Raw genomic sequence first — 22,085 nt, forward strand, 5'->3', positions numbered from 1 at the left:
TGTGTGAGAACTTAAAGATTAACCGTTCGCTATTTTTTTTGCCAGAAATTTATATCCAATGTTCAACACGCCCTAATCTTATCAACTTCAGTTTTGTACCAACTATAGTCAGTTCAAAATAAAATTGTTATGGTTAGGACAAATATCATAAAACAATTTGGATAAGTCATTTTCCATCCAGCCTTGGCGTAGAAACTTCACCTGAGCCCATTTCTTTTCGATAGAGTTTAGGTCTGGGCTGTACGGCGGCAACCAAAGAATACGATGCCCGTGCCTGTTTAGTAGCTTTTGAATGCGTTTGCTCTTATGAAATCTGGCGTTATCCATCACAATCACGCATTTAGTTTTGAGACTTGGAATTAGCGTGAATTTGCACCAGTTGTAGAATATGCTGCTGTTGATGTTGTGCTTAAAGTAATCTAGTGCAAATAGCATCTTTTCATATAGAGCTCCAATGACGTTGGTTCGCTTTTTACCTTGCCAGTTGTAGCCATCGATACAAGGCTTACCAATCGGTGCATAACCATGAGAGCGAATGGTTTCAGCCTCAAAGCCGCGCGCGTATATATATACAATGGGGTAGCCTTGCTGCTTAAAGTGCTCAAGCTTATTCTGATACGCCGCTCTTTTGATCGGACAGGCTTTTGGATGTTCTAAAGTCTTTTTTTTGACTGATGCCTAGGCGCTTTAGGGCATGATGAATGCCTGTTTTACTACAGTTTAAACGACGTGCTCGCTCGTACTGATAATCATCAGGATGTTCTTTGACATTATTGAGTAGCACATCATCTGGTATTTTATAGGGTTTGGTTTGCCTGGTTGTTTTACTATGAATACGACGCTTCCAATTCTGTATAGTGGTTGGGCTAAGATTGTAAAACTCAGCTGCCTCGGCAAAGGTCATACCCTCGTCTAAGCTTTTTAGTACTTGTTTGCGAAAATCTAGCGAGTAAGTCATGGTCTTTATAATAACAATTGGGTTTGATAGTTAGTTTATAACACTTTTAGGTGGGCTTGACTATAGGATAATATCCCAGAAAAAAATACTGGCTCATCCTGAGTTATTGGTCGAGATTACCGTTATCGCTGCTGAATAATTACGAGCGTTTAATGACTGAATCTAACTGCCTACCGTAGGTGCTAAGATTGAAAGCGAGATAAAATAAAAGGGTGTGATTGCTATCACGCCCTTTTCTATGAGCTATTGTTATAAATTAGTCTATAATCAACATCATTCAACGCCTATAACGCGCAACCAACAGGGTAACCCATCATGATTAATACCAAAATATATAAATCCATCTATGTGTTAGCAGAAAAGCTGCTAGAAGCGGACAGTAAGAACGATCAAAAAACCTTTGATGCGCTATATGCGCAGCTAAAAGATTTGTGTAATGAAAATGAAAAAAGCGATAAAGACCATCCTGAACAGTGGGAAACCTTGGCTGACTTTACCGAGGATTTGGATGAAGCGCTGGTTATATATCAAAAAGCATTAGATAAAGCCGCAGCGATTAATTCAAAAGACCATTTAGCATCGATTGCTTTTTCGATGGCTGAGCTGCAAATCGAATTGGGTCAAACTGATGCTGCGATAAAAAGTCTGCAAAATGCTAAAATCAGCGCTAATAAAATCGAAGATAGAGAATTTAAAGTCGAGATAAATGAATTGTTGGCGAAGTTGTTGGCAGAGTAAAGCTAAGCAGTAAGTTTTGTTTTATCTAGATAAAAATTAAGATAATTTCCTTGAAGGATTTGAACACATTGAACACATTTATAGCACCAACGATTGCAAACATAGAAAATAACGAGCTGCGTCAGCAATTGCAGCAAATCGTTGACCAAAAAACCAAGCCACTGGGTGCCCTTGGACGTTTAGAAACGCTCGCGGTACAGTTGGGATTGATTCAAGGTACGACCACGCCGCATATTGAGCAACCGCAAATTCGGGTATTTGCTGCCGACCATGGTCTAACCAAGCATGGCACATCGGCATATCCTAGCGCGGTGACGGCGCAGATGGTTTATAACTTTTTGCAAGGCGGCGCTGCTATCAATGTCTTAGCGCGTCAGCATCATATGGAGCTAAAAGTAGTCGATGCTGGTGTCGATGCCGACTTTGCCAATTCTCCTTTTAAAGACCACGCGCAACTGCTCGATTATAAAGTGCGTCATAGAAGCCGCGACGCCCTTAGCGAGCCTGCGATGACAGCAGAAGAGTGTTTAGCCGCATTAGAAAATGGTATGGACGTAGTCAAGAGTATGGCGGGCAATCTATTGATTGTCGGTGAAATGGGGATTGGTAATACATCCGCCGCCAGTTTATTACTGGCAAGATTGGGCGATATACCGCTTGACGAGTGTATCGGTCGCGGCACTGGCCTTGACGATGCAGGATTAAAGCACAAGGCAAGTATTTTAACCCAAGTATTAGTGCGGCACAGTGAAGAGCAAGCACCATTCGACATACTTGCGGCATTAGGCGGGCTTGAGATTGCGATGATGGCAGGGGCGCTGATGCAAGCAGCCAGTGAGCGCCGTATTCTTCTTATCGATGGTTTTATCGCCAGTAGTGCATTATTGGCGGCTGAGCGCTTAGCGCCCGGTGTTGTTCAATATGCTGTCTTTGCTCATCATTCGGTCGAGCCGGGACATACGCATTTATTAAAACTGCTCAATGCTGAGCCGTTACTCAATATGGGTATGCGCCTAGGTGAGGGTAGTGGCGCGGCGCTGGCGTATCCATTATTACAGTCGGCTTGTGCGATTATCAATGAGATGGCAAGTTTTAATGATGCTGGTATCAGTGGACAAAATAGCTAATGTCACAATTATCAAAAAAGCCATCAAAACAACCATTAAATCAGACATTGAATCAACCAAATGCATTACCCCAGTCTTCGTCTAAACCAAGTATTAGTCAATTTATAAAGTATGAATGGCGTTTATTGTTAGTAGCAGTACAGTTTTTAACGCGTCTGCCCGTACCGCAATTTGCCAATTACAATCCGCAGTGGTTGCACCAGAGCAGCCGTCATTTTCCTGGGGTAGGTCTGTTAGTTGGGCTGCTTTGTGCAGGTATATTTTGGCTGTGTAGTTTTTTATTTACGCCTTTGGTGGCGGCAGTGGTAAGTACGGCCTTTGGAATTAGGCTCACTGGCGCTTTTCATGAAGATGGACTTGCGGATAGCTGTGATGGTCTAGGTGGTGGTCTGACTCGCGCGCGTACTTTAACCATTATGAAGGATTCGCGCTTAGGGACTTATGGTGTACTAGGATTGGTCTCGGCGTTACTTATCAAAATCAGCTTATTGGCGTCTATGCCATTATCGGTGGCTATCGTGGCGCTGATTATTGGACATACGCTCTCACGTTTATTATGTATTAGTTTACTGGCGCTATTGCCTTACGGCGGTGAGATTGAGCATGCTAAAGCCAAACCGATGGCGCAGCAGCTGACGCCATTACAAGGATTATTGAGCAGTGGTTGGCTCATATTAGCGGGCTTGCTGGTCGTGCTCCTATTTCCTAATACCGTGCAGCAAATTGGTATTTGGCAATGGTCATTGGCTTTATTACTAGGCATCGTAGCGACGGATTATATGCGGCGCTTGTTGCGCAGGCGTTTAGATGGCTATACCGGTGATGGGTTAGGCGCCACGCAGCAGTTAAGTGAAATTGCTATTTATATCGGACTTGCTGCCTCGAACCCTTTTATTTAATGTTAAGCGTACTATTTAAAAAGGATAATGATAGCCAATGGTTTTGTATATTTGGCGCCATCCAAAGCCCATTGCGGCTAATGGCTTTTGTATCGGACAGACTGATATCAGTGTCGATAAACGCAAAATTAAACGCCTTGCTAATAAAATACAGCGTTTCGTGCGTTTACATCAATTACCAAAAGTGATTTGGGTCAGCCCACTACAGCGCTCGTTAAAAGTCGGAGAGATATTGGCGCCGCATGGCTTTCAATATCATGTCGCCCCTGAGCTGGCAGAGATTGATTTTGGCGGCTGGGATGGCAGGCCTTGGGCGCAAATTCCTAAACAACAGATTGATGATTGGTGTGATCATTTTGCAGATTTTGCCCCTAAGGGCGGCGAGAGTTTACAGCAGTTGTTTAATCGTGCGGAAAACTGGTTAAATGAGATGGCGGCGCAAAATAGTGGTCAAAAACCAGTATTAGCAGTCGGTCATGCGGGCTGGATAAATGCTGCCAGTATGATTGCCGCTCGGCAAGAGGCGCCAAAAATAGCGGCTGATTGGCCACAAGCAGTAAATTATTTACAATGCCGTAAACTAGATTTTCAACCAAACAAGCTGACTGTTTATAACAGCCAGCTTCTTGGATGATACTTTTTTAATCTAAATTTTATAATTATTTTTCTTTCATTAATACATCAATAAAAACATCTAATCTATCTTATCAAACCATGCTTTATTGTCTTTAGGGCTCATAGAATCAAAGCTAACATAAATACCTTCATCGTCTAAGGTTGCATACCAATGGTCGGCATTATTGCCGGTCAATATCTGGAAATACTTATTATTTACAATCCTACCGACCGTATAGATTTCACCTTCTTTATAAAACTCGTTACCTTGGATGCATATTAATTTATCATCAGTGTTTATCATATCGTCCCATTTTATCTATGGCTAAATACAGCTAGGATAGCAATAGCACTGAGATTAATGAAGATGACTTTATAAGCAGTATTTTATTATTAGGTATAGGTTATGCAGGTGTTTTATTACCAGTTATTGCTACACAATACTATTGTAAGTATTCTCTGCACACGACAAAAAAACAAAAAAGTCTGTTAAAGCAAAGGCATAATAGTAATTTTTAAGACGAATAGACCATACCAAACTTTAACAGACTTAGTGAAACTTTAACCCAAAACCTGAGCATGAACAAGGCAAGAATCAATTGTTTGAGCCTAATGATAACAGCCCTGATTACTGCTCAAAGCAGTAATCTTAAAAAAAATAGCAAGACACCTCCCTAAGGGTGGTAAAACCGACAGTCACTATCGCAGACTACAGCGATTTTTTGCCGAAGCGAGGATAGACTACGATCAACTGGCTTTAATGATATATCGACTATTTGGGCTAGGCAAAGTCACCTTAACCATTGACCGCACCAACTGGAAATGGGGTAAAAGTAACCTCAACATCTTTATGCTAGGGATGGTATATAAAGGGATAGCCATCCCCTTATACTGGCAAATGCTAGATAAGCGAGGTAATACAAACCATCTTGAACGCTGTGAACTTATTGAGCGGTTTATCAAACAATTTGGCAAAGATAACCTTGAGATGATAGTAGCAGACAGAGAGTTTGTTGGCGAAAAATGGTTTAACTGGCTCACCAATAATCACATACCCTTTGCCATACGGATTAAGAAGAACAGTAAAGTTAAGAATCATCATGGCAAGCTGGTACAGATTAAAGAGTTATTGCGCCATGTTAGCCATCAAGAAACATATCGACATGGGCGAATACTGACTGTCGATGGTTGTTTGGTTCGAGTATTTGCCAAGCGTGATAAAAACTATGGTTTAGTGATTGTCGCAACCAATCAACTAGAAACAGTGGATGCGATGACAAGCTATGCTAAGCGTTGGGAAATTGAGACTTTATTTGCTTGTCTAAAGGGGCGTGGCTTTAATCTTGAAGATACCCACTTAACCCATCTTGATCGGGTCAGTAAATTAGTCGCAGTGAATGCCTTAGCATTTTGTTGGGCTTATCATGTCGGTATTTATAAAGACAAAGATAAGCCGTTAAAACGCAAGTTGAAGTCAAACGCTCGACCTCAAGCCAGTTTGTTTGCGCTTGGTCTGGATTTATTGATTGAAGGTCTTCGTTTGGTGTTTTTTAACAATGATAAGACTGTATTTCGACAGTTAGTTAGCTTTTTAACCCCTAAACCTATGAAAATCCGGTGGGGATGATTTTTTTGTCGTGTGCAGAGGTAAGTATTAATGAGATAGCATTTAGCAAATTTTAGAAATAAAAAAGCCAGCAACATGACGTTACTGGCTTTCTTAGACGGGTAGTAAGTTTACACTACCACCAAAAATTACTCTTCTGAGTAATCTTCGTTGTCGTCTTCAACGGCATCTTCGTTGTCGCCATCTTCAGAAAGAATGGTTACTAAGATGCTAGCAGTTACGTCATGGTGTAGTTGAATATCAACATTGTATTCGCCCACTTGACGTAGTGTGCCTTCAGGTAGCTTGATTTCAGCACGGTCAACTTCTAGACCTGAGTTAGTCAATGCTTCAGCGATATCGCGAGTACCGATAGAGCCAAATAGCTTGCCTTCGTCACCTGATTTAGCGCGCATGATAACATTAACGTCCGTTAACGCGTCAGCACGTTCTTGAGCAACCGCTACTTCTTTTGCTTCTTCAGCTTCAAGCTCAGCACGGCGTGCTTCGAACTTTTCAATGTTTGCTTTAGTTGCAGGTAGTGCTTTGCCCTGAGGGATAAGAAAGTTACGTCCGTAACCTGGTTTCACATCGACAGTTTCACCGAGTTTACCAAGGTTGACGATACGCTGTAACAAAATAATTTGCATGAGTCATTCCTAGTTAACGGTTAAATTACTGATGGTTGTCAGTATACGGAAGTAGCGCAAGATAGCGAGCTTGCTTGATAGCAGTGGCTAGCTGACGCTGATATTTAGTAGATGTACCGGTGATGCGGCTTGGTACGATTTTACCATTGTCACTGATGTACTGTTTTAGCAATTCAACATCTTTATAATCGATGTGAGTGATGCCTTCAGCAGTGAAACGGCAGAATTTGCGACGGCGATAGAAACGTGCCATGAGTATTCTCCTTTAATTAGTCTTCACTGTTGTCGTTGTCGTCGTTTTCACGATTGTCTGGACGACGAGTCGTTGCTTTGCGTGCGCGTTTTTCATCGGCATTCTTGGCTAACTGCGACTCTTCAGTGACAGCTTCGTCACGGCGCATAACTAGACTACGAATGATCGCGTCGTTATAACGGAATAATTCTTCAAGTTCAGCCAAAGTCTCACCGTCAGTTTCAACGTTGAAAAGAACGTAGTGAGCTTTGTGAATTTTGTTAATTGGGTAAGCCAATTGACGACGACCCCAATCTTCTAGACGATGGATCGTACCGCCGTTGTCTTGAACCAACTTGATATAGCGTTCAACCATGCCGACCACTTGGTCGCTTTGGTCTGGGTGTACAAGTAACACCAGTTCGTAATGTCGCATTATGACTCCTTACGGATTAGTAGCTATTAACCCTATGTTAATAGCAAGGAGATTTATAAGGTAAGCCCAAATCTTATCGAATTTTGCAAAAACAATAGGGGATAAGCTTAGTTTATAAAGCGCCGTATTATAACAGTACTCAGCCTTTAACACAAAGGTTAATGACTGAGCGTCTGTCAATAAATAATAAAAGACGTAAATATAAATTCTTCAATAAAAAAGCAGCGTATAAACGCCACTTTTTCATATAACCTTATGATATTTATAACAATCGTTTTTATCATAAACTTATAAACCCATTATTTTGCCTTGGGTTGTTTGACCAATTGGCTATTATCGGCTTTCACTACTAAGGTTTTAGCCAGTTTATCATGCCAACCGATGTTTTCAGGACTTTTTGAGGCCATATAATAATGAACAATAATAACCACAAAACCTAAAAAGCTAGTAAATGAGAATAATAAGTTATAAATAATAAACAGTAGTAGCGTACGCATGCCAATAAGCTTGCTAAAAGAAGGCAAGCGGTGGGTGCTTTGGTCAACGACGCGAATACCGGTAATCAGCTTACCAAGTGATTGTCCCCGCAAGGTAATAAATACCAGCTGCAGCGCAAACAAACCAAACACCATCACTTGTGACATCATCAAAGTGCTGCTAGGAATACTTTCCATCAATGTCATGGAATACTGATAGGCGGCGTCCATATCTTGGATGTTTTGAAATTTAGTATAGTCCACATCCATTTTCATTAACGCCATGACCAGCGGCAAAATAGCTAATATATACAGTAAGCCATTTAGCGCAGTCGCTAACACCCGCGACATAATCGGCGCAAGGACAACATTACCGACGACTTTATCTTTAGGCGAGGCGGCTTTGACTGTACCAGACTTATTCAATGACACGTTTTTATTGGGTGTATATTGACGATTGGTAGTCATGTCCAGCTTGGTATTTTTAGCGTTCTCTGCTGGGCGTTCAGGCTTACCATACAATCTGTCTAGCGATACCGCTTTGTCATCTTTAGAGGTGCTACTAGCAGAATCTTCTGGGAAGATAGTGACGTTATTGATAATAGAGTCATTATCATCTGCCGACACTATAGGAGCAGGACGATAATAAGTCTGATTATTGGTTAAATTACCAACACGCTGCCACTGATCTAGGCCTTCATGCCACATCAAATCATCTAATACTACTTCACCTGAGGCGAGCATAATATTGAGCTGATCCAACGTGTATGGACCCGCTTGTACGTTATTTCGAGCAAGGAAAATCTGCATAATTGCCTACATAGTTAGTCATATCTTAAGTCACTTTTTCAAGCCACTTTCGCTAATACATTATATTAGGGTCTATTTGAAAAAATCAAATAGACCCTAATGTTAGTATATTAAATGACTCTGTCAATTAACGCTGTGACGTATCGTTACGTCTTATTTCGTTTCTTCGCCAGCTAAGAAGAACCAAGTATCTAGCACTGAGTCAGGGTTTAGTGACACTGAGTTGATGCCTTGTTCCATGAGCCAAAAAGCAAGATCTGGATGATCTGATGGACCTTGACCGCAAATACCAATGTATTTGCCTGCTTTGTTACAAGCTTCAATCGCCATAGATAATAGCTTCTTAACCGCAGGATCACGCTCATCAAATAGATGTGAGACGATACCTGAGTCACGGTCAAGACCTAGCGTTAACTGAGTCAAGTCGTTTGAACCGATTGAGAAACCATCGAAGTGCTCTAGGAAATCTTCTGCTAATAGCGCGTTGGTTGGTAGCTCACACATCATGATGACGCGCAGACCATTTTCGCCACGTTTTAGACCGTTTTTCGCTAGTAGCTCGATGACTTCTTTGGCTTCGCCAACGGTACGAACGAATGGAATCATAATCTCAACGTTGGTCAAGCCCATCTCATCACGGACGCGTTTTAGTGCTTTACACTCAAGCTCGAAGCAGTCACGGAAGTTGTCAGACACATAGCGACTGGCACCGCGGAAACCTAGCATTGGGTTTTCTTCTGATGGCTCGTATAATTTACCACCAAGCAAGTTGGCGTATTCGTTTGATTTAAAATCAGACATACGCACGATAACTGGCTGATCCATAAAGGCAACGGCTAGGGTTGAGATACCTTCGACCAATTTATCCACATAGAAATCGACTGGTGAGGCATAACCGGCGATACGCTCATTGATCGCTTGGGCGATTTCACGTGGCAAGCTGTTCATGTTCAGTAGCGCTTTTGGATGCACACCAATCATACGGTTGATGATGAACTCTAAACGCGCAAGACCGATACCTTCGTTTGGCATTTGGGTAAATGAGAAAGCGCGATCTGGGTTACCCACGTTCATCATGACTTTGAATGCAAGCTCTGGCATAGATTCAACAGAGTTGGTCTGTACTTCAAAATCAATCTGACCTTCATAGATAAAGCCAGTATCACCTTCAGCACAAGAAACAGTGACGTCTTGACCATCAACCAATAATTCAGTGGCATTACCACAGCCAACGATAGCTGGAACACCAAGTTCACGGGCGATAATAGCCGCGTGACAAGTACGACCACCACGGTTGGTGATAATCGCAGAAGCACGCTTCATGACGGGCTCCCAATCCGGATCGGTCATGTCTGATACTAAGACGTCGCCGTCTTGAACTTTGTCCATCTCGTTTAAATTGCTAACGATACGTACTTTACCAGCGCCGATGCGTTGACCGATTGAACGACCTTCACATAGGGTTTTAGCATCGCCAGTGTTGATGATATAACGCTCCATGACGTTGCTGTCTTGGCGGCTCTTAACGGTTTCTGGACGTGCTTGGACGATAAAGATTTCACCGCTGTCACCGTCTTTTGCCCACTCGATATCCATCGCTTGACCATAATGCTTTTCAATAGTCATGGCTTGTTTGGCAAGTGAGTTTAGCTCTTCAGTGGTTAAAGAGAACTGCATGCGGTCTTGTTTTTCGACATCGACGGTTTTGACAGACTTAGTAGTGCTGCCTTCATCACCATAAATCATTTTCTTATGCTTGCTGCCTAGATTACGGCGAATGACCGCAGGCTTGCCATTTTCAAGCAATTTTTTAGAGATATAGAATTCGTCAGGGTTGACTGCACCTTGCACAACCATTTCACCTAGACCGTAGCTTGAGGTGATAAAGACCACTTGATCAAAGCCACTTTCCGTATCTAGGGTGAACATCACGCCAGCAGCGCCAGTTTCTGAACGTACCATGCGCTGTACAGCAGCAGATAGGGCAACGCCTTCGTGCTCAAAACCTTTATGCACACGATAAGAAATCGCGCGATCATTATATAAAGAGGCAAATACTTCTTTAATAGCAATCAGGACGTTATCAATGCCGCGAATGTTCAAGAAAGTTTCTTGCTGACCGGCAAATGACGCATCTGGCAAATCTTCAGCCGTGGCAGAAGAACGTACCGCAACCGCGATGTCTTCGCCGCCACTCATGGTTTCAAACGACTGGCGCACTTCTTGCTCAAGGTCGCTTGGCAGCTCTTGCTCAATAATCCAAGTACGGATTTTTTTACCAGTCTCAGCAAGCTTATTAACATCATTCACATCAAGCGTTTTAAGCTCGTTGTTGATTTTGTCAAGTAAGCCTGTTTCTGTTAAAAAGCGATTGAACGCATTTGAAGTGGTCGCAAAGCCACCTGGAACGCTGACACCCAAATCAGATAAATGGCTGATCATCTCGCCAAGCGAGGCATTCTTGCCGCCAACCATCTCAATGTCATCTTTTCCTAGCTGATCAAGATTGATTACAAGTGCTGTAGATTGCGCTGCCATGATAACTCCAGAAAATAAGGTTATTTAGTAAAGATTATAACGGTCGATTATACCCCTATATTTGGATAATTTCGATACCTAGAACCAAATAAATCGTCAAAAATATACAAATTGTGGCGTTTGCTACATATTTGCGCGGTCAAAAATCAATATTTGTTTGTTAGAATATAACAAAGAGTAAAATATAACTGGTTTCTAGAGAAAAAATTTGCTGATAAGAAACCTTCCTTTATAGCAATACTATAGATGCATAAATACTCTTAATAGATATCCTTATTACATCGTACTTACTAAGTGTACGCCTGTAACATTGATTTCTATTAGACAGCTATTGTGCGTATAATATAGGGCACAATAAACTAACCGCTACAGATTTTCTGCGCTAAATAAAAGCGCCTATTGAGATCTTAACCAAGGTGTTCACGTTATGTTTGTAAATAATCCGCCAGAAGCCGCCAAGCCGACCATTCAAAACAAACAAGCGTTGCAAGTAGATAACGACCAAAATATCAGAACGGCGTTTTTTATCTCTGATGGGACGGCGATTACCGCAGAAACCCTTGGACGCGCCATTTTAAGTCAATTTGCCTCTGTACCTTTTGAGACTCGGGTGTTGCCTTATGTCGATAGCTTAGAGCGCGCCGAAGAAGCGGTCGAACAAATCAATATGGCCTACCAACGTGATGGGTTACTGCCCTTGGTGTTCGATACCATTGTTAGCCCTGAAATTCGAGAAAAAATTAACTCAGCGCATAGCTGTAATCTGGATATGTATGAAGGGCTAATCGGCCGAGTCGCAGAAGAGACAGGTGTTGAGCCGGACGCGCATTCGGGCCATGCCCACGATAACGTCGACTCTGAAACCTATAAAGAACGTATCGATGCCGTGCATTTTGCCCTAGATAACGATGATGGCGCACGTACTCGTCATTATCATGCCGCGGATATTATTCTTATCGGCGTTTCGCGTTCTGGTAAAACCCCAACCTCACTGTATTTGGCGCTACAATTTGGTATTCGAGCGGCAAACTATCCGTTAACCGAAGAAGATTTAAACGACAATCAATTGCCAAAAGCCTTACGTGAGCATAAGCACAAATTATTTGGCTTGTTAATCGATACCGATCGCTTGGTAAAAATCCGCCAAGAACGCCGAGCGGGTAGCCGTTATTCAAGCTATCAGCAATGTCAGCAAGAACAGCGCGCCATACAGGGGATTTATATCTCGCAAGGGATTCCGAGTCTTGATGTCTCTGAGATGTCTGTTGAAGAGATTGCCACACGTATCTTGCAGATGACGGGACTTAAACGCCGTATCGGCTAAAGGGATTAAGCAACAGCGTATAACGAATAACGGCTATGGCGATAACGTAACTGTCGCCAATATTGCAAAATATCCTATCAGCACATATGGTAGGCACGCTTTAGCGCTATGGGTCTAACTTGATCGTTACTTGTAGACATTCATAGTCTAAAAAACACACAGATTTATAAATTAATAAAAGAGGATACGATGGGAAGCAAACCGATAAGCGACGCGACCAATGACACGGGTAAAGACATTCATACCGAAGTGTCTAATAAAGAAAGCGGCCGCGCGCCGAACCCTGAGCATACTGAAGGCAAAACTAAAAAAGCAAAAATTGAGCAAACCCATGAGCAAGTCACTGAAGATATCATGCATCACCCTGACTTGGTCAATCCGCTTGATGATATCCGCATCGATATTAAAACCCCTTTTACCAAAGACTCGCAGCGCATCAAAGGTGATAAGCATAAGTATGAATATGACGCCGTTGTTCTAGGCGCAGGGCCTGCTGGTGAAGCGGCGGCGATGAAGCTGACCAAGGCCGGCAAAAAAGTTGCGGTGATTGATCCGCGTGAACAGGTTGGTGGTAACTCGACCCATGTGGGCACGATTCCAAGTAAAGCCTTGCGTCAATCGGTCTTTAACTTGATTAACTTTCGCCGCGATCCTATGTTTACCAAGGCGATGGAGTATCAGCAAGTACCTCTAAACCGCGTGCTCGCTAATGCGCGCCGCGTAATCCGTAATCAAGTAAGCACCCACACCCGTTTTTATGAGCGCAACCGTATTGATGTGATTCATGGTTGGGCAAGCTTTGTTGATGCGCATACCTTGAGTGTCGAAAAGGACGACGGCGTCTTTGAAACCGTGACCTTTAATAAAGCCATTATTACCGTTGGAAGCCGTCCTTATCGTCCTGATATTTTAGACTTTGACCATCCGCGTGTGTTTGACTCTGATAAAATCTTGCAAATGGATTATGTGGTCAAAAAAATCATCATTTATGGCGCAGGCGTTATTGGTTGTGAGTATGCCTCTATCTTTACTGGTCTTGGCTATAAGGTTGACTTAATTAATAACCAAAATCAATTGCTCAATTATCTAGACAGCGAAATTAGTGATGCCATCGCTCATGACTTTAGACAGTTTGGCGTCTTGATTCGTAGCAATGAAGAGATTGACCACCTAGAGACGCATGATGATTACGTGGTCTTGCATCTAAAAAGCGGTAAGCGCATCAAATCAGATGCCATTCTTTGGTCAAATGGGCGTTCGGGTAACACCGAAGGCTTAAACTTAGAGTCCATTGGGCTGGAAGCCAATAGTCGTGGTCAGCTAAAAGTAGATGATACCTATTGTACCGGCGTCGAAAATATCTATGCCGCTGGTGACGTCATTGGCTGGCCTTCATTGGCATCAGCGGCCTACGATCAAGGACGCTGTGCCGCAGCGTTTATGGTTGGCGATAGCGATGCCGAGCCAGTATCAAGCGTGCCAACAGGTATCTATACCATCCCTGAGATTTCTTGTATCGGTAAAACTGAGCAAGAGCTGACCGATGAAAAAGTCCCTTATGAAGTGGGGCAGGCGTTCTTTAAACATCTGGCACGAGCGCAAATCATTGGTGAGCGTTCGGGCGTATTAAAGATTTTGTTCCATCGTGAGACGCTTGAGATTTTAGGTATTCATTGCTATGGCAATCATGCCTCAGAGATTATTCACATTGGTCAGGCGGTCATGAAGTGCAACAATACCCTTGAGTATTTTGTGAACACAACTTTTAACTATCCAACGATGGCAGAAGCCTATCGCGTCGCCGCTCTCAATGGTTTAAATCGCGTTTTTTAAACCAAACACCATCAAGTCAAATAAATAAAAAAGCGCCTGCTTCTTGAGTAGGCGCTTTTTTGAGGTATTTTTTATAGCATAAATGCCAATACTATCCATATATTTTTATGCTAAAAGGCGGTTTTGCTTTGGCTGGTACGCCAGCGGAAAAGTAGCAGTAATAAAAAGTAAAACGCCCACAATCCTGCCAATGCATAAAAGCCAGTTGCGACTTGCGCCACACTCGCGCCCATTTGATTGAGCTGAACAGAGGTATTGATACCAGGCGTCGTCGGTATGACCCAGCGAATGATTTGTAAAAATTCTGGTAATTGATTGGCAGGCCATGGATATCCGCTGACAAAAAACATCGGTAGCGAGCTAAAAATCAAGATTTGTATACTGCGCTCACGCTGACGGAACCAGAGCCCAAACACACAACCAAGCGTGGCGACTGTCGGGCAAAATAGCAGCAAAAATAACAAGCTGCCAAGCATGTTTTGACCACGTGGATAATGGTGCAGCTCAAAGGTCCAACCATAATAAAAGCAGCCGATGATAAAGCTAAACATACTAAGCGCTGCAATACGGCCAAGCCAGCCGCGAATACTGGCAGTATGACGACGCTGCTCATACCAGGTGCCAATTAACATCGCTGTCGACATCAACAGGGTTTGTTGCAGAATAAGAATAGCGACTGCTGGCACCACATAAGCGCCATAGCCTTCGGTTTGATTATATAAAGGGATGATTCTTAACGGTACCGCTTGGGTATTTGCCGCTGCGGTTGCAGAATACGCCCCTTGCGCCACGCTTTTTTTAATCTCAACGCCCGCTGAAACCGTACTGACCGCCTGCAAAAAACCCATTTGAACGTTTTTATTTAACAGAAAATAACCCCCATTGCCTAATACGCTGACGCTCGCTGCTTTGCCAGATAGGACTTGCTGCTCAAGTCCGCTTGGAATAATCATATATCCAGCGATGTCATCGGACCATATCGCTTCTTGAGCGTCTTGCTCATTTAAAAAACGCTTGGTATCGAGCTGCGGGCTGGCACTGGCATAACGAACGATGGTTTGAGACAGATTAGTATTGTCTTGATCGACAATACCAACGGGCACATGGTTGACCACTTCGGTTGAATAGGGCCAAGGATAAAAGAAGCCATAAATAATTGGCGCAATCATGAGCAGTAGTAGCACGCCTTTATCAGAAAAGACGTCTTTGATAGTTTGCAAAAAACTGCCGAAAAAGCTTTGCGCTGGCGAATGACTTTTTGCCTCTAACATAGCACTAGAAGGCTGATTTTTTGTTGCTATGAGGTTTTCTTGAGATAAAGTTTCTTTTGGTGTCATAACCATTAGCGGGCTCCCCAGCGTTCAGGATGTGCGAGCGCGCGCTTGCTCAATAAGGCGGCTAAAAACATAGTGACAATCGTTGCAAGCGTCAGTCCATAGACGATGGGTAATGAGATGGCAACCGGCGCTTGCATTTGTAATTGCGCTATATGCAGCTTAAGGTAATGGGTCAGTGGTAGGGCATCCGACCAATGCTGAGCGTTTTTACTGATGGCGATATAGGGAAATGTTACCCCAGCAAAGGCATAAGAAGGCGCTGAGATAAATCCGGTTGACGATAAACCCATGCGTAACGAAAATGAGGTTAAGGTAAATATTGCACCCAGCCAAAATGACAACATCATTAGCAATACAAGGCCGATATAAGTCGCAATGATTGAGCTGATAGCAACCGCTTGCTGCGGCGTGGCGAGCCATAACGCTAAAACTGACCATAAGCTATAAGCCAGCATGGGCCAAAAGTACTTACCCAATAAACCAAAAAGCAAAACTGATACACTAGCTTTTCTTGGCGTAGTATCTTCAATGAGTGTTTGATTATCTTCAGTTAAGACTGAAACGGCCGTGGTCTGACGGTCTTTATTTTGGCTACCTTGAATCTCATTGTCTTTAATAGTGGTTAAATCAGGCTGACCACCATTAACAAAGTCATACCAAATACCGATTTTCTTATCGCGCAATTCACGCCCAATGGTCGTCGCGCCAATGACCATGGCTAAAATATGCAGCAGTGCTGGGATAACGGTTGATGCTAAAAACTGTTGATAGTCGGTTGCTGCGTTAAACAAACTGATGCGCTGAATGCCAATGGGCGAGTAAGCAATCGCCGCTTGTGATGGGGCCATGCCTTTTTTTACCAAACGCTGTATTTCAACGCCTGCCGATAGTGTACCAGTCACCGATTGGACACTGGTTTGGATGATGCCGGAATGAGTACCGTATTGGGCATTTACTTGCAATACAATCGGCGCCGGTTTACTCGATGAGATATTGCGCGAGAAATCCTCTGGAATAATAACCACCGCATAGATATCACGTTGCAGGAGCGCTGCTTCTACTGCTGCTGGCGAGTGATAAAGCTGTCTGACCGTCAGGTTTGGGTTGGCTTCCAAATAACGCACCGCAGTATTGGCAACAGGACCACGATCGTTATCCACGACGCCGATGGGCAAGTCGGTGATTTGTATTTGTGAAAAAATCCACCAAATCAAGAGCACGGTCGCAAGCGGTAACCAGACCACCATGCTTAAATCCCACGGATTTTTGGCTAAAAACCGGCGCTCGTAGCCAGCACTACGTATAAAGGCGCCGATTAATCCGCCGCGTTGCCCGTTTTGCTCAGTCAGGCGCATGGTTTACTCTTTGGTCTGATTGGCAAGGGCTGGATTGATATTGACAACCACGCTCATCCCCGAGCGGATACGTCTATCAGGAGCAGATGGTCGCGCTTTAACTTCAAAGGTGCGCACATCAAAGCCATCGTTGTTGTTGGTCGGACGCCAAGTAGCAAAGTCAGATAAGGTTGAGGTTGCATAAACGGTAAACTGCTTGGTATAAGGCTTTTCAGGCGAGGATAAAGCAGGAATCGTACCCATAAAACGCTGCCCTATGGCAAACTGGTTTAGGTAGGTTTCAGTGACGTTCAGTACTACCCATTGATCGTCGGTATTAACCAAAGTTAGGATAGGCACACCTTGCCCAATGACTTCGCCCGCGTTGACGATGACATTATCCACGATACCGGCAATCGGACTTTTTAGATTGGCTTCTTCTTTAGCGACCAATGCTTCTTCTAGTTGCGCATCGACTTGGGCAACTTGGGCGGTTGCGGCAGATTTATCCTCACTGCGAGCGCCTTCTTTTGCCAAATCATACTGCAAGCGCGCCGCTTCTGTCTTATCTTGAGTCGCTAGATATTGCGCATAAGCTTCATCGCGCTTTTGCCGTGCCATCAGACCTTCTTCATAAAGACGATTGACGCGCTGATAAGTATTTTCTGCCAAATCAGACGCCGCTTTATTGGCTTGCCAAGCCGCTTTTGCTTGGGCAATTTCTTGTGGGCGGGCGCCGTTTTCTGCTTTATCAAGCTGGCTTTGCGCCATTTGCTTGCCAGCGCGCGCCTGATTGATTTTAGCGTTAATTTCAGGTGAGTCCATTTCAATAAGCTGCTGACCGACTGTCACCGCATCGCCTTCTGTGACCATGATTTGTGCAATACGCCCCGGCACTTTTGCCGCAATAGACGTTTGCTGCATTTGCATTTGACCTTGTAAGGTGATGACTTCAGGCGCATTGTGTTGATTGCTTTTATACAAACCATAAGCAATTGCCCCTAATATAAGCAGCACAAGAAGTACCAAAATCGCCTTTTTAATACCGACAGATTTATCCGCGTTTGAAGGCTCGCGTTTATAAGGCGGCACCGCTTGTTCTTTGTCAATATCAGTGCTGTCGATTCTATTAGTGCTATCGACGCTATCGGTATTATCAAAGCCGGATTCAGTCGGTTTAGTACCATTAATCGCATCAGTATCAACGGGCGTTTGCTCATGATGACTGCGGTTTGTTTCAGTAGCTTGGTCTGTAGCAGGTAGTTTGCGTGAGTCGCCTGATTCGTTATTAGATTCAGTCATGACAGTGAGATTCCTAAAGCGATAAAGTCGATAATAAGCAGAATAGTATTGGCGTTATTTAATCTTGGCAATTCATATGATTGTTGAATACGGTGTACTAAATAAGCTACTTGTCATATAGGGTTGGTAGACGAATATCAGCGGCGTTCAAGTAAGCATTAAAAGCAAGCGGCGTACCGCAGCTTTGCATCAAGGCGGCAAGCGACTGGACATAAGTATTTGCTGCTTGCGCTTGCTCAGTGCGCGCTTTGAGGTATTGTGTCTGAGCTTGTACCACATCGATGGGCGTATTCAGGCCTTCTTGTAGCCCAAGTTGACGTAAGCGCAATACCTCTGCTGCCAAATCCACATTACTTTGTAAGGCTTGATAGCGCGACTGAGCGTTATTGACATCGTGCCAGTTTTTTTCGACCAATAATAACAGGTTGTCACTGACTTCTATCTCTGACAAATCTGCTTGGCGTATTTTGGCGTTACTGGAAGCTAAAGACGCCTTTTTATCTAGCCCGCCCCAAAGCTTCCAGCTGGCTGAAATACCAGCGACCCAACTGGGGTCTTTTTCAACTTGGCTATAGCCATAAAGCATGACCGTAGGTTTGTAACCCGTATCAGATAGCGCATGCAGCTGCTGCGCTTGCGCTCGTTTGGCGGCAACTTTTTGCAAACCTGGATGATTATTCAGTGCTAAGTCTTGAAAGTAATTCACATCAGGCAGAGGACGGCTTGAGACAAATAAAGGCGTGCTGGGTTTGATACGATAATCGGTACGCAATAGACGCTGCAGCGCCATCATTGCCAGACGCGCATCATTATTAGCATTGACCGATTCGCTTTTTGCATCGGCAAGCGCCGACTGGGCTTCTAAGCGATCGACACGGGAGATAAAGCCTTCTTCAAGCAGACGCTGCGCCATATGGTCAACTTGCTGCACCGTATCATAAGCATCGTCACGTAAATAAGCGGCAATAATCGCCAACTGTGCCTTAAAATAACGCTCAACTAAGGTGTTATACAGCTCGTTGGTATCTAGTATGCTATCAGCAACGGCTTCTTGGGTGCGAGCAGTGGAAGCGCCTGTCAATGCCGCTGTGCGTCCAGCGGTATAAATAGGCCATACCACGCCAAGGCCTGCGCCCGTCGTTGAACCCGAACGTTTCAAATCGTAAGTATCTGGGATACGGTCACCAACCAATTCCCCAAAGTCTGGTAAATCTTCTATATCTATCGGCGGGTCGATACCATCAATACTACTATTCACATCGTTGATAATACCGTTTTTAATTGACGATAAATCAACATCGGCGTCCAAGTTATAAGCAGTGGCGGAGGCGCGCGCAAATACTAACGGGTGGTCAATGGTTTTTAAGGCATCGGTTTCATATTCACTGGCAGCAATCGCGGCTTGATTGGCGGCGATTTTTGGTGAAACTTGCAATAAAATATTTTGCGCTTGCTCAAGACTAAGCAGACTCGATACTTCTAAAGGATAGCTATTTTCAATGCTTTTATGGGTAATAGGATCGATAAGGGTGGTTAAATGACCATTTGACTCAGCTTTAACTGGCTGTGTTTCTATCGGCGCGGCTTTATTTTTTATGATGCTTTTTTGCGCAAGGTTTTTATCAGTTTGAGTGTGAGTTATTTGAGTGCCGTTTTCTTGAACACTGTTTTTAATACCACTATTGCCTTGCAGGCTGCTTGGCGTATCCGCGTCAACAATTTGCGTCACGACAACGGGCGCTACTTCATTTTGGGACGTGTTAACATCATCATTGGCATTTGCGGAGTGAGACGCGGCTAAGCCCATGAGCGTAACCGTCATCACCGCAGTAGACAGAGTCGATAAAGCAAATTTCATAAGTCGCATAAGCCATTAATTAGAATGCAAAGTGTTTAAAGCGCAAAATTTCTAGTAGGTAGTCAAATAGGGCAATATGATAGACCATTAATAGAAAGCAAAAATTGGTTATTCATAACAAAGCGTACACTGTAGTGGCACAATGGTGACGGGTCAATGCTCACTATTTGCTTATTTTGCGTTGAATGGGTGCCAGTTTTATGTTAAGTGTCTAGCTTCAAGACAGATAATGGCATTATTTATGAATTGGTTTATAAATCAGTGATAAAACCAGATAAAAATTAGCCGATAAAAAACAACATTATATAAAATAGGATGCGAGTAATGGCAGGATATATTTTAGCGCTAGATCAAGGTACGACGTCGAGCCGCGCAATATTGTATGACGACCATGCCCGCCCGATTAAAATGGCGCAGCAGCCGACAACTTTAAAAACTCCGCAGGCAAGTTTTGTTGAGCAAGACGCGCAGCAGATCTGGCAAACGCAGATTAGCTGTGCTCATGATGTGATTAATCAAGCAGGGCTGCTAGCCACCGATGTCACCAGTATTGCCATTACCAATCAGCGTGAGTCTATCGTGATGTGGGATAAGCAAACGGGCAAACCTTTAGCGCCGGCCATTATTTGGCAAGACCGCCGTACTGCCAGCTATTGTAAAACGCTTGCTGCGAAAAGCCCAAGCGCTAAGACGGATAACAGCCATGATGATATGGCCAGTGAGATTCAACGTCTTACAGGCTTGCGTTTGGATCCATATTTTAGCGCCAGTAAAATTGCATGGTTGTTAGAAAACGATCCCAAATTAAGGGTGCGCGCTAATAAAGGCGAAATCGCGGTCGGTACTATAGACAGCTGGCTTATTTATAAATTGACCGGTGGCGAGCATGTCATTGACGTCACCAATGCTTGTCGTACCTTATTATATGATGTCCATAAACTGGTATGGTCGGAGGAGCTATGTACCTGCTTTGGGATACCGATGAACATATTGCCCAAGGTACTACCGTCTGATGGCGATTTTGGTAAAACCAAAAAAGGACTGTTCGCTAAACAAATTCCCATTCAGGCGGTATTAGGTGACCAGCAAGCGGCGCTGTTTGGGCAAGGTTGCCTCAATGCAGGGATGGCTAAAAACACCTATGGCACCGGCTGTTTTATGCTGATGAATATTGGTAAAGAGCCAAAACTGAGCGAGCATAAGTTACTGACGACCATTGCTTGGCAACGCAAATCAACGCCAACCCGCCCAGACAATCTATCCTTTGATCAAATCGTGCAGTCTGGCAGACGCTTGCTACAGCCGCCCAAAAGAGAAGTCACTTATGCCTTAGAGGGCAGTGTTTTTATGGCGGGCGCTATCGTGCAGTGGTTGCGTGACAATCTTGGCATGATTCAACAAAGCAGTGAGGTTGAGCATTTAGCGCGGCAAGTAGATAGTAGTGAGGAGGTGGTATTACTGCCAGCATTTACAGGGCTTGCGGCGCCTTATTGGCGCTCAGATATCAATGCCAGTATTACCGGTATGAGCCGTGGCACGACCAAAGCCCATATTGCCCGCGCGGCTCTCGAGGCCATTGCCTATCAAACTTACGATGTGCTGATTGCCATGCAAAAAGACAGCCCGCACCCTTTGACTGAATTAAGAGTAGATGGTGGTGCGGCGAATAACGACTTGCTCATGCAGTTTCAAGCCGACTTATTAGGCGTACCGGTGCTACGCCCTAAAGACACAGAAATTACCGCTAAAGGTGCAGCTTTATTAGCCGGATTAAAAACCGGTCTATACGATGAGACTACGATACAAGCCTCGTGGCAGATTGATCGCATCTTTGAGCCTGAGATGTCTGCAGATAGGCGTGAACAGCATCTTGATAAGTGGCAACAAGCGATTGATAGAGCGCTAAAAGTCTTATAAATATTTAAATGAAAAATTGGTGGTGTATCAGAAAGTATGCTGAGGTAATAAAGGAGAGTGACAGCCGAAGCAAGATGATATATTTGAGGTTATGA

20 protein-coding genes are annotated in these 22,085 nt (G+C 43.8%); 8 read left to right on the plus strand and 12 right to left on the minus strand.

Features of this window, described 5'->3' with window-relative positions:
- Positions 1-108 precede the first annotated feature (108 nt).
- Entirely contained in the window at positions 109-633 is a 525-nt protein-coding gene (locus tag FOR85_RS11540) for a transposase (protein ID WP_306767976.1), read from the minus strand.
- Positions 608-958 carry an IS630 transposase-related protein gene (locus FOR85_RS11545; RefSeq protein WP_144298027.1) on the minus strand — a complete coding sequence of 117 codons (351 nt, stop codon included), beginning with the start codon at positions 956-958 and terminating at the stop codon, positions 608-610. The genes FOR85_RS11540 and FOR85_RS11545 overlap by 26 nt, the downstream gene beginning before the upstream one ends.
- A gap of 315 nt (positions 959-1,273) precedes the next feature.
- Between FOR85_RS11545 and FOR85_RS11550 the strand changes: the two genes are divergently transcribed.
- The 4 genes from FOR85_RS11550 (at position 1,274) to FOR85_RS11565 (ending at position 4,356) form a co-directional block, all read left to right on the plus strand.
- Positions 1,274-1,696: a Replicative DNA helicase gene (locus FOR85_RS11550; protein ID WP_102077088.1), complete on the plus strand. Its 423-nt coding sequence runs from the start codon at positions 1,274-1,276 to the stop codon at positions 1,694-1,696.
- 68 nt (positions 1,697-1,764) lie between these two features.
- A complete protein-coding gene (gene cobT / locus FOR85_RS11555; protein WP_144298028.1) occupies positions 1,765-2,823 on the plus strand; it encodes a nicotinate-nucleotide--dimethylbenzimidazole phosphoribosyltransferase in 1,059 nt (352 codons plus the stop codon).
- Complete coding sequence (gene cobS / locus FOR85_RS11560; RefSeq protein ID WP_144298029.1) at positions 2,823-3,722, plus strand: adenosylcobinamide-GDP ribazoletransferase; 900 nt, start codon at positions 2,823-2,825, stop codon at positions 3,720-3,722. The genes cobT and cobS overlap by 1 nt, the downstream gene beginning before the upstream one ends.
- A gap of 37 nt (positions 3,723-3,759) precedes the next feature.
- A complete protein-coding gene (locus FOR85_RS11565) occupies positions 3,760-4,356 on the plus strand; it encodes a histidine phosphatase family protein (protein ID WP_144298030.1) in 597 nt (198 codons plus the stop codon).
- A gap of 60 nt (positions 4,357-4,416) precedes the next feature.
- Here FOR85_RS11565 and FOR85_RS11570 read toward each other — a convergent pair whose 3' ends face one another.
- Positions 4,417-4,641 (minus strand): hypothetical protein, encoded by a 225-nt coding sequence (locus FOR85_RS11570; protein ID WP_144298031.1) that lies wholly within the window; start codon positions 4,639-4,641, stop codon positions 4,417-4,419.
- A 354-nt stretch (positions 4,642-4,995) separates the two neighbouring features.
- Between FOR85_RS11570 and FOR85_RS11575 the strand changes: the two genes are divergently transcribed.
- Complete coding sequence (locus tag FOR85_RS11575; RefSeq protein WP_223808625.1) at positions 4,996-5,964, plus strand: IS4 family transposase; 969 nt, start codon at positions 4,996-4,998, stop codon at positions 5,962-5,964.
- A gap of 128 nt (positions 5,965-6,092) precedes the next feature.
- On the opposite strand, the gene rplI is transcribed toward FOR85_RS11575, so the two are convergent.
- The 5 genes from rplI to ppsA all read right to left on the minus strand — a co-directional run bounded on the left by rplI (position 6,093) and on the right by ppsA (position 11,085).
- Complete coding sequence (gene rplI / locus FOR85_RS11580; RefSeq protein WP_144298033.1) at positions 6,093-6,593, minus strand: 50S ribosomal protein L9; 501 nt, start codon at positions 6,591-6,593, stop codon at positions 6,093-6,095.
- 25 nt (positions 6,594-6,618) lie between these two features.
- Positions 6,619-6,846: a 30S ribosomal protein S18 gene (rpsR, locus tag FOR85_RS11585; protein ID WP_068404827.1), complete on the minus strand. Its 228-nt coding sequence runs from the start codon at positions 6,844-6,846 to the stop codon at positions 6,619-6,621.
- 16 nt (positions 6,847-6,862) lie between these two features.
- Complete coding sequence (gene rpsF / locus FOR85_RS11590) at positions 6,863-7,261, minus strand: 30S ribosomal protein S6 (protein WP_068404828.1); 399 nt, start codon at positions 7,259-7,261, stop codon at positions 6,863-6,865.
- A 299-nt stretch (positions 7,262-7,560) separates the two neighbouring features.
- Positions 7,561-8,547 carry an RDD family protein gene (locus tag FOR85_RS11595; RefSeq protein WP_223808623.1) on the minus strand — a complete coding sequence of 329 codons (987 nt, stop codon included), beginning with the start codon at positions 8,545-8,547 and terminating at the stop codon, positions 7,561-7,563.
- Positions 8,548-8,700: 153 nt separating this feature from the next.
- Positions 8,701-11,085 carry a phosphoenolpyruvate synthase gene (ppsA, locus tag FOR85_RS11600; protein WP_144298034.1) on the minus strand — a complete coding sequence of 795 codons (2,385 nt, stop codon included), beginning with the start codon at positions 11,083-11,085 and terminating at the stop codon, positions 8,701-8,703.
- Between the two features lie 427 nt (positions 11,086-11,512).
- Here ppsA and FOR85_RS11605 point away from each other — a divergent pair, with 427 nt between their 5' ends.
- Both FOR85_RS11605 and sthA read left to right on the plus strand, forming a co-directional pair.
- A complete protein-coding gene (locus FOR85_RS11605; protein WP_068404832.1) occupies positions 11,513-12,409 on the plus strand; it encodes a pyruvate, water dikinase regulatory protein in 897 nt (298 codons plus the stop codon).
- A gap of 189 nt (positions 12,410-12,598) precedes the next feature.
- Positions 12,599-14,242: a Si-specific NAD(P)(+) transhydrogenase gene (gene sthA, locus FOR85_RS11610; protein ID WP_144298035.1), complete on the plus strand. Its 1,644-nt coding sequence runs from the start codon at positions 12,599-12,601 to the stop codon at positions 14,240-14,242.
- A 110-nt stretch (positions 14,243-14,352) separates the two neighbouring features.
- On the opposite strand, the gene FOR85_RS11615 is transcribed toward sthA, so the two are convergent.
- The 4 genes from FOR85_RS11615 to FOR85_RS11630 form a co-directional block, all read right to left on the minus strand.
- Entirely contained in the window at positions 14,353-15,513 is a 1,161-nt protein-coding gene (locus FOR85_RS11615; protein WP_190295553.1) for an ABC transporter permease, read from the minus strand.
- Between the two features lie 71 nt (positions 15,514-15,584).
- Positions 15,585-16,934 carry an ABC transporter permease gene (locus tag FOR85_RS11620; RefSeq protein ID WP_144298036.1) on the minus strand — a complete coding sequence of 450 codons (1,350 nt, stop codon included), beginning with the start codon at positions 16,932-16,934 and terminating at the stop codon, positions 15,585-15,587.
- A gap of 3 nt (positions 16,935-16,937) precedes the next feature.
- Positions 16,938-18,215: an HlyD family secretion protein gene (locus FOR85_RS11625; RefSeq protein ID WP_144298037.1), complete on the minus strand. Its 1,278-nt coding sequence runs from the start codon at positions 18,213-18,215 to the stop codon at positions 16,938-16,940.
- A 106-nt stretch (positions 18,216-18,321) separates the two neighbouring features.
- Positions 18,322-20,073: a TolC family protein gene (locus tag FOR85_RS11630; protein ID WP_144298038.1), complete on the minus strand. Its 1,752-nt coding sequence runs from the start codon at positions 20,071-20,073 to the stop codon at positions 18,322-18,324.
- Between the two features lie 324 nt (positions 20,074-20,397).
- Between FOR85_RS11630 and glpK the strand changes: the two genes are divergently transcribed.
- Entirely contained in the window at positions 20,398-21,990 is a 1,593-nt protein-coding gene (glpK, locus tag FOR85_RS11635; protein ID WP_068404840.1) for a glycerol kinase GlpK, read from the plus strand.
- The last annotated feature ends 95 nt before the right edge of the window (positions 21,991-22,085 follow it).

The sequence above is a fragment of the Psychrobacter sp. YGAH215 genome (assembly GCF_007280595.1).
Classification (GTDB): Bacteria; Pseudomonadota; Gammaproteobacteria; order Pseudomonadales; family Moraxellaceae; genus Psychrobacter; species Psychrobacter faecalis.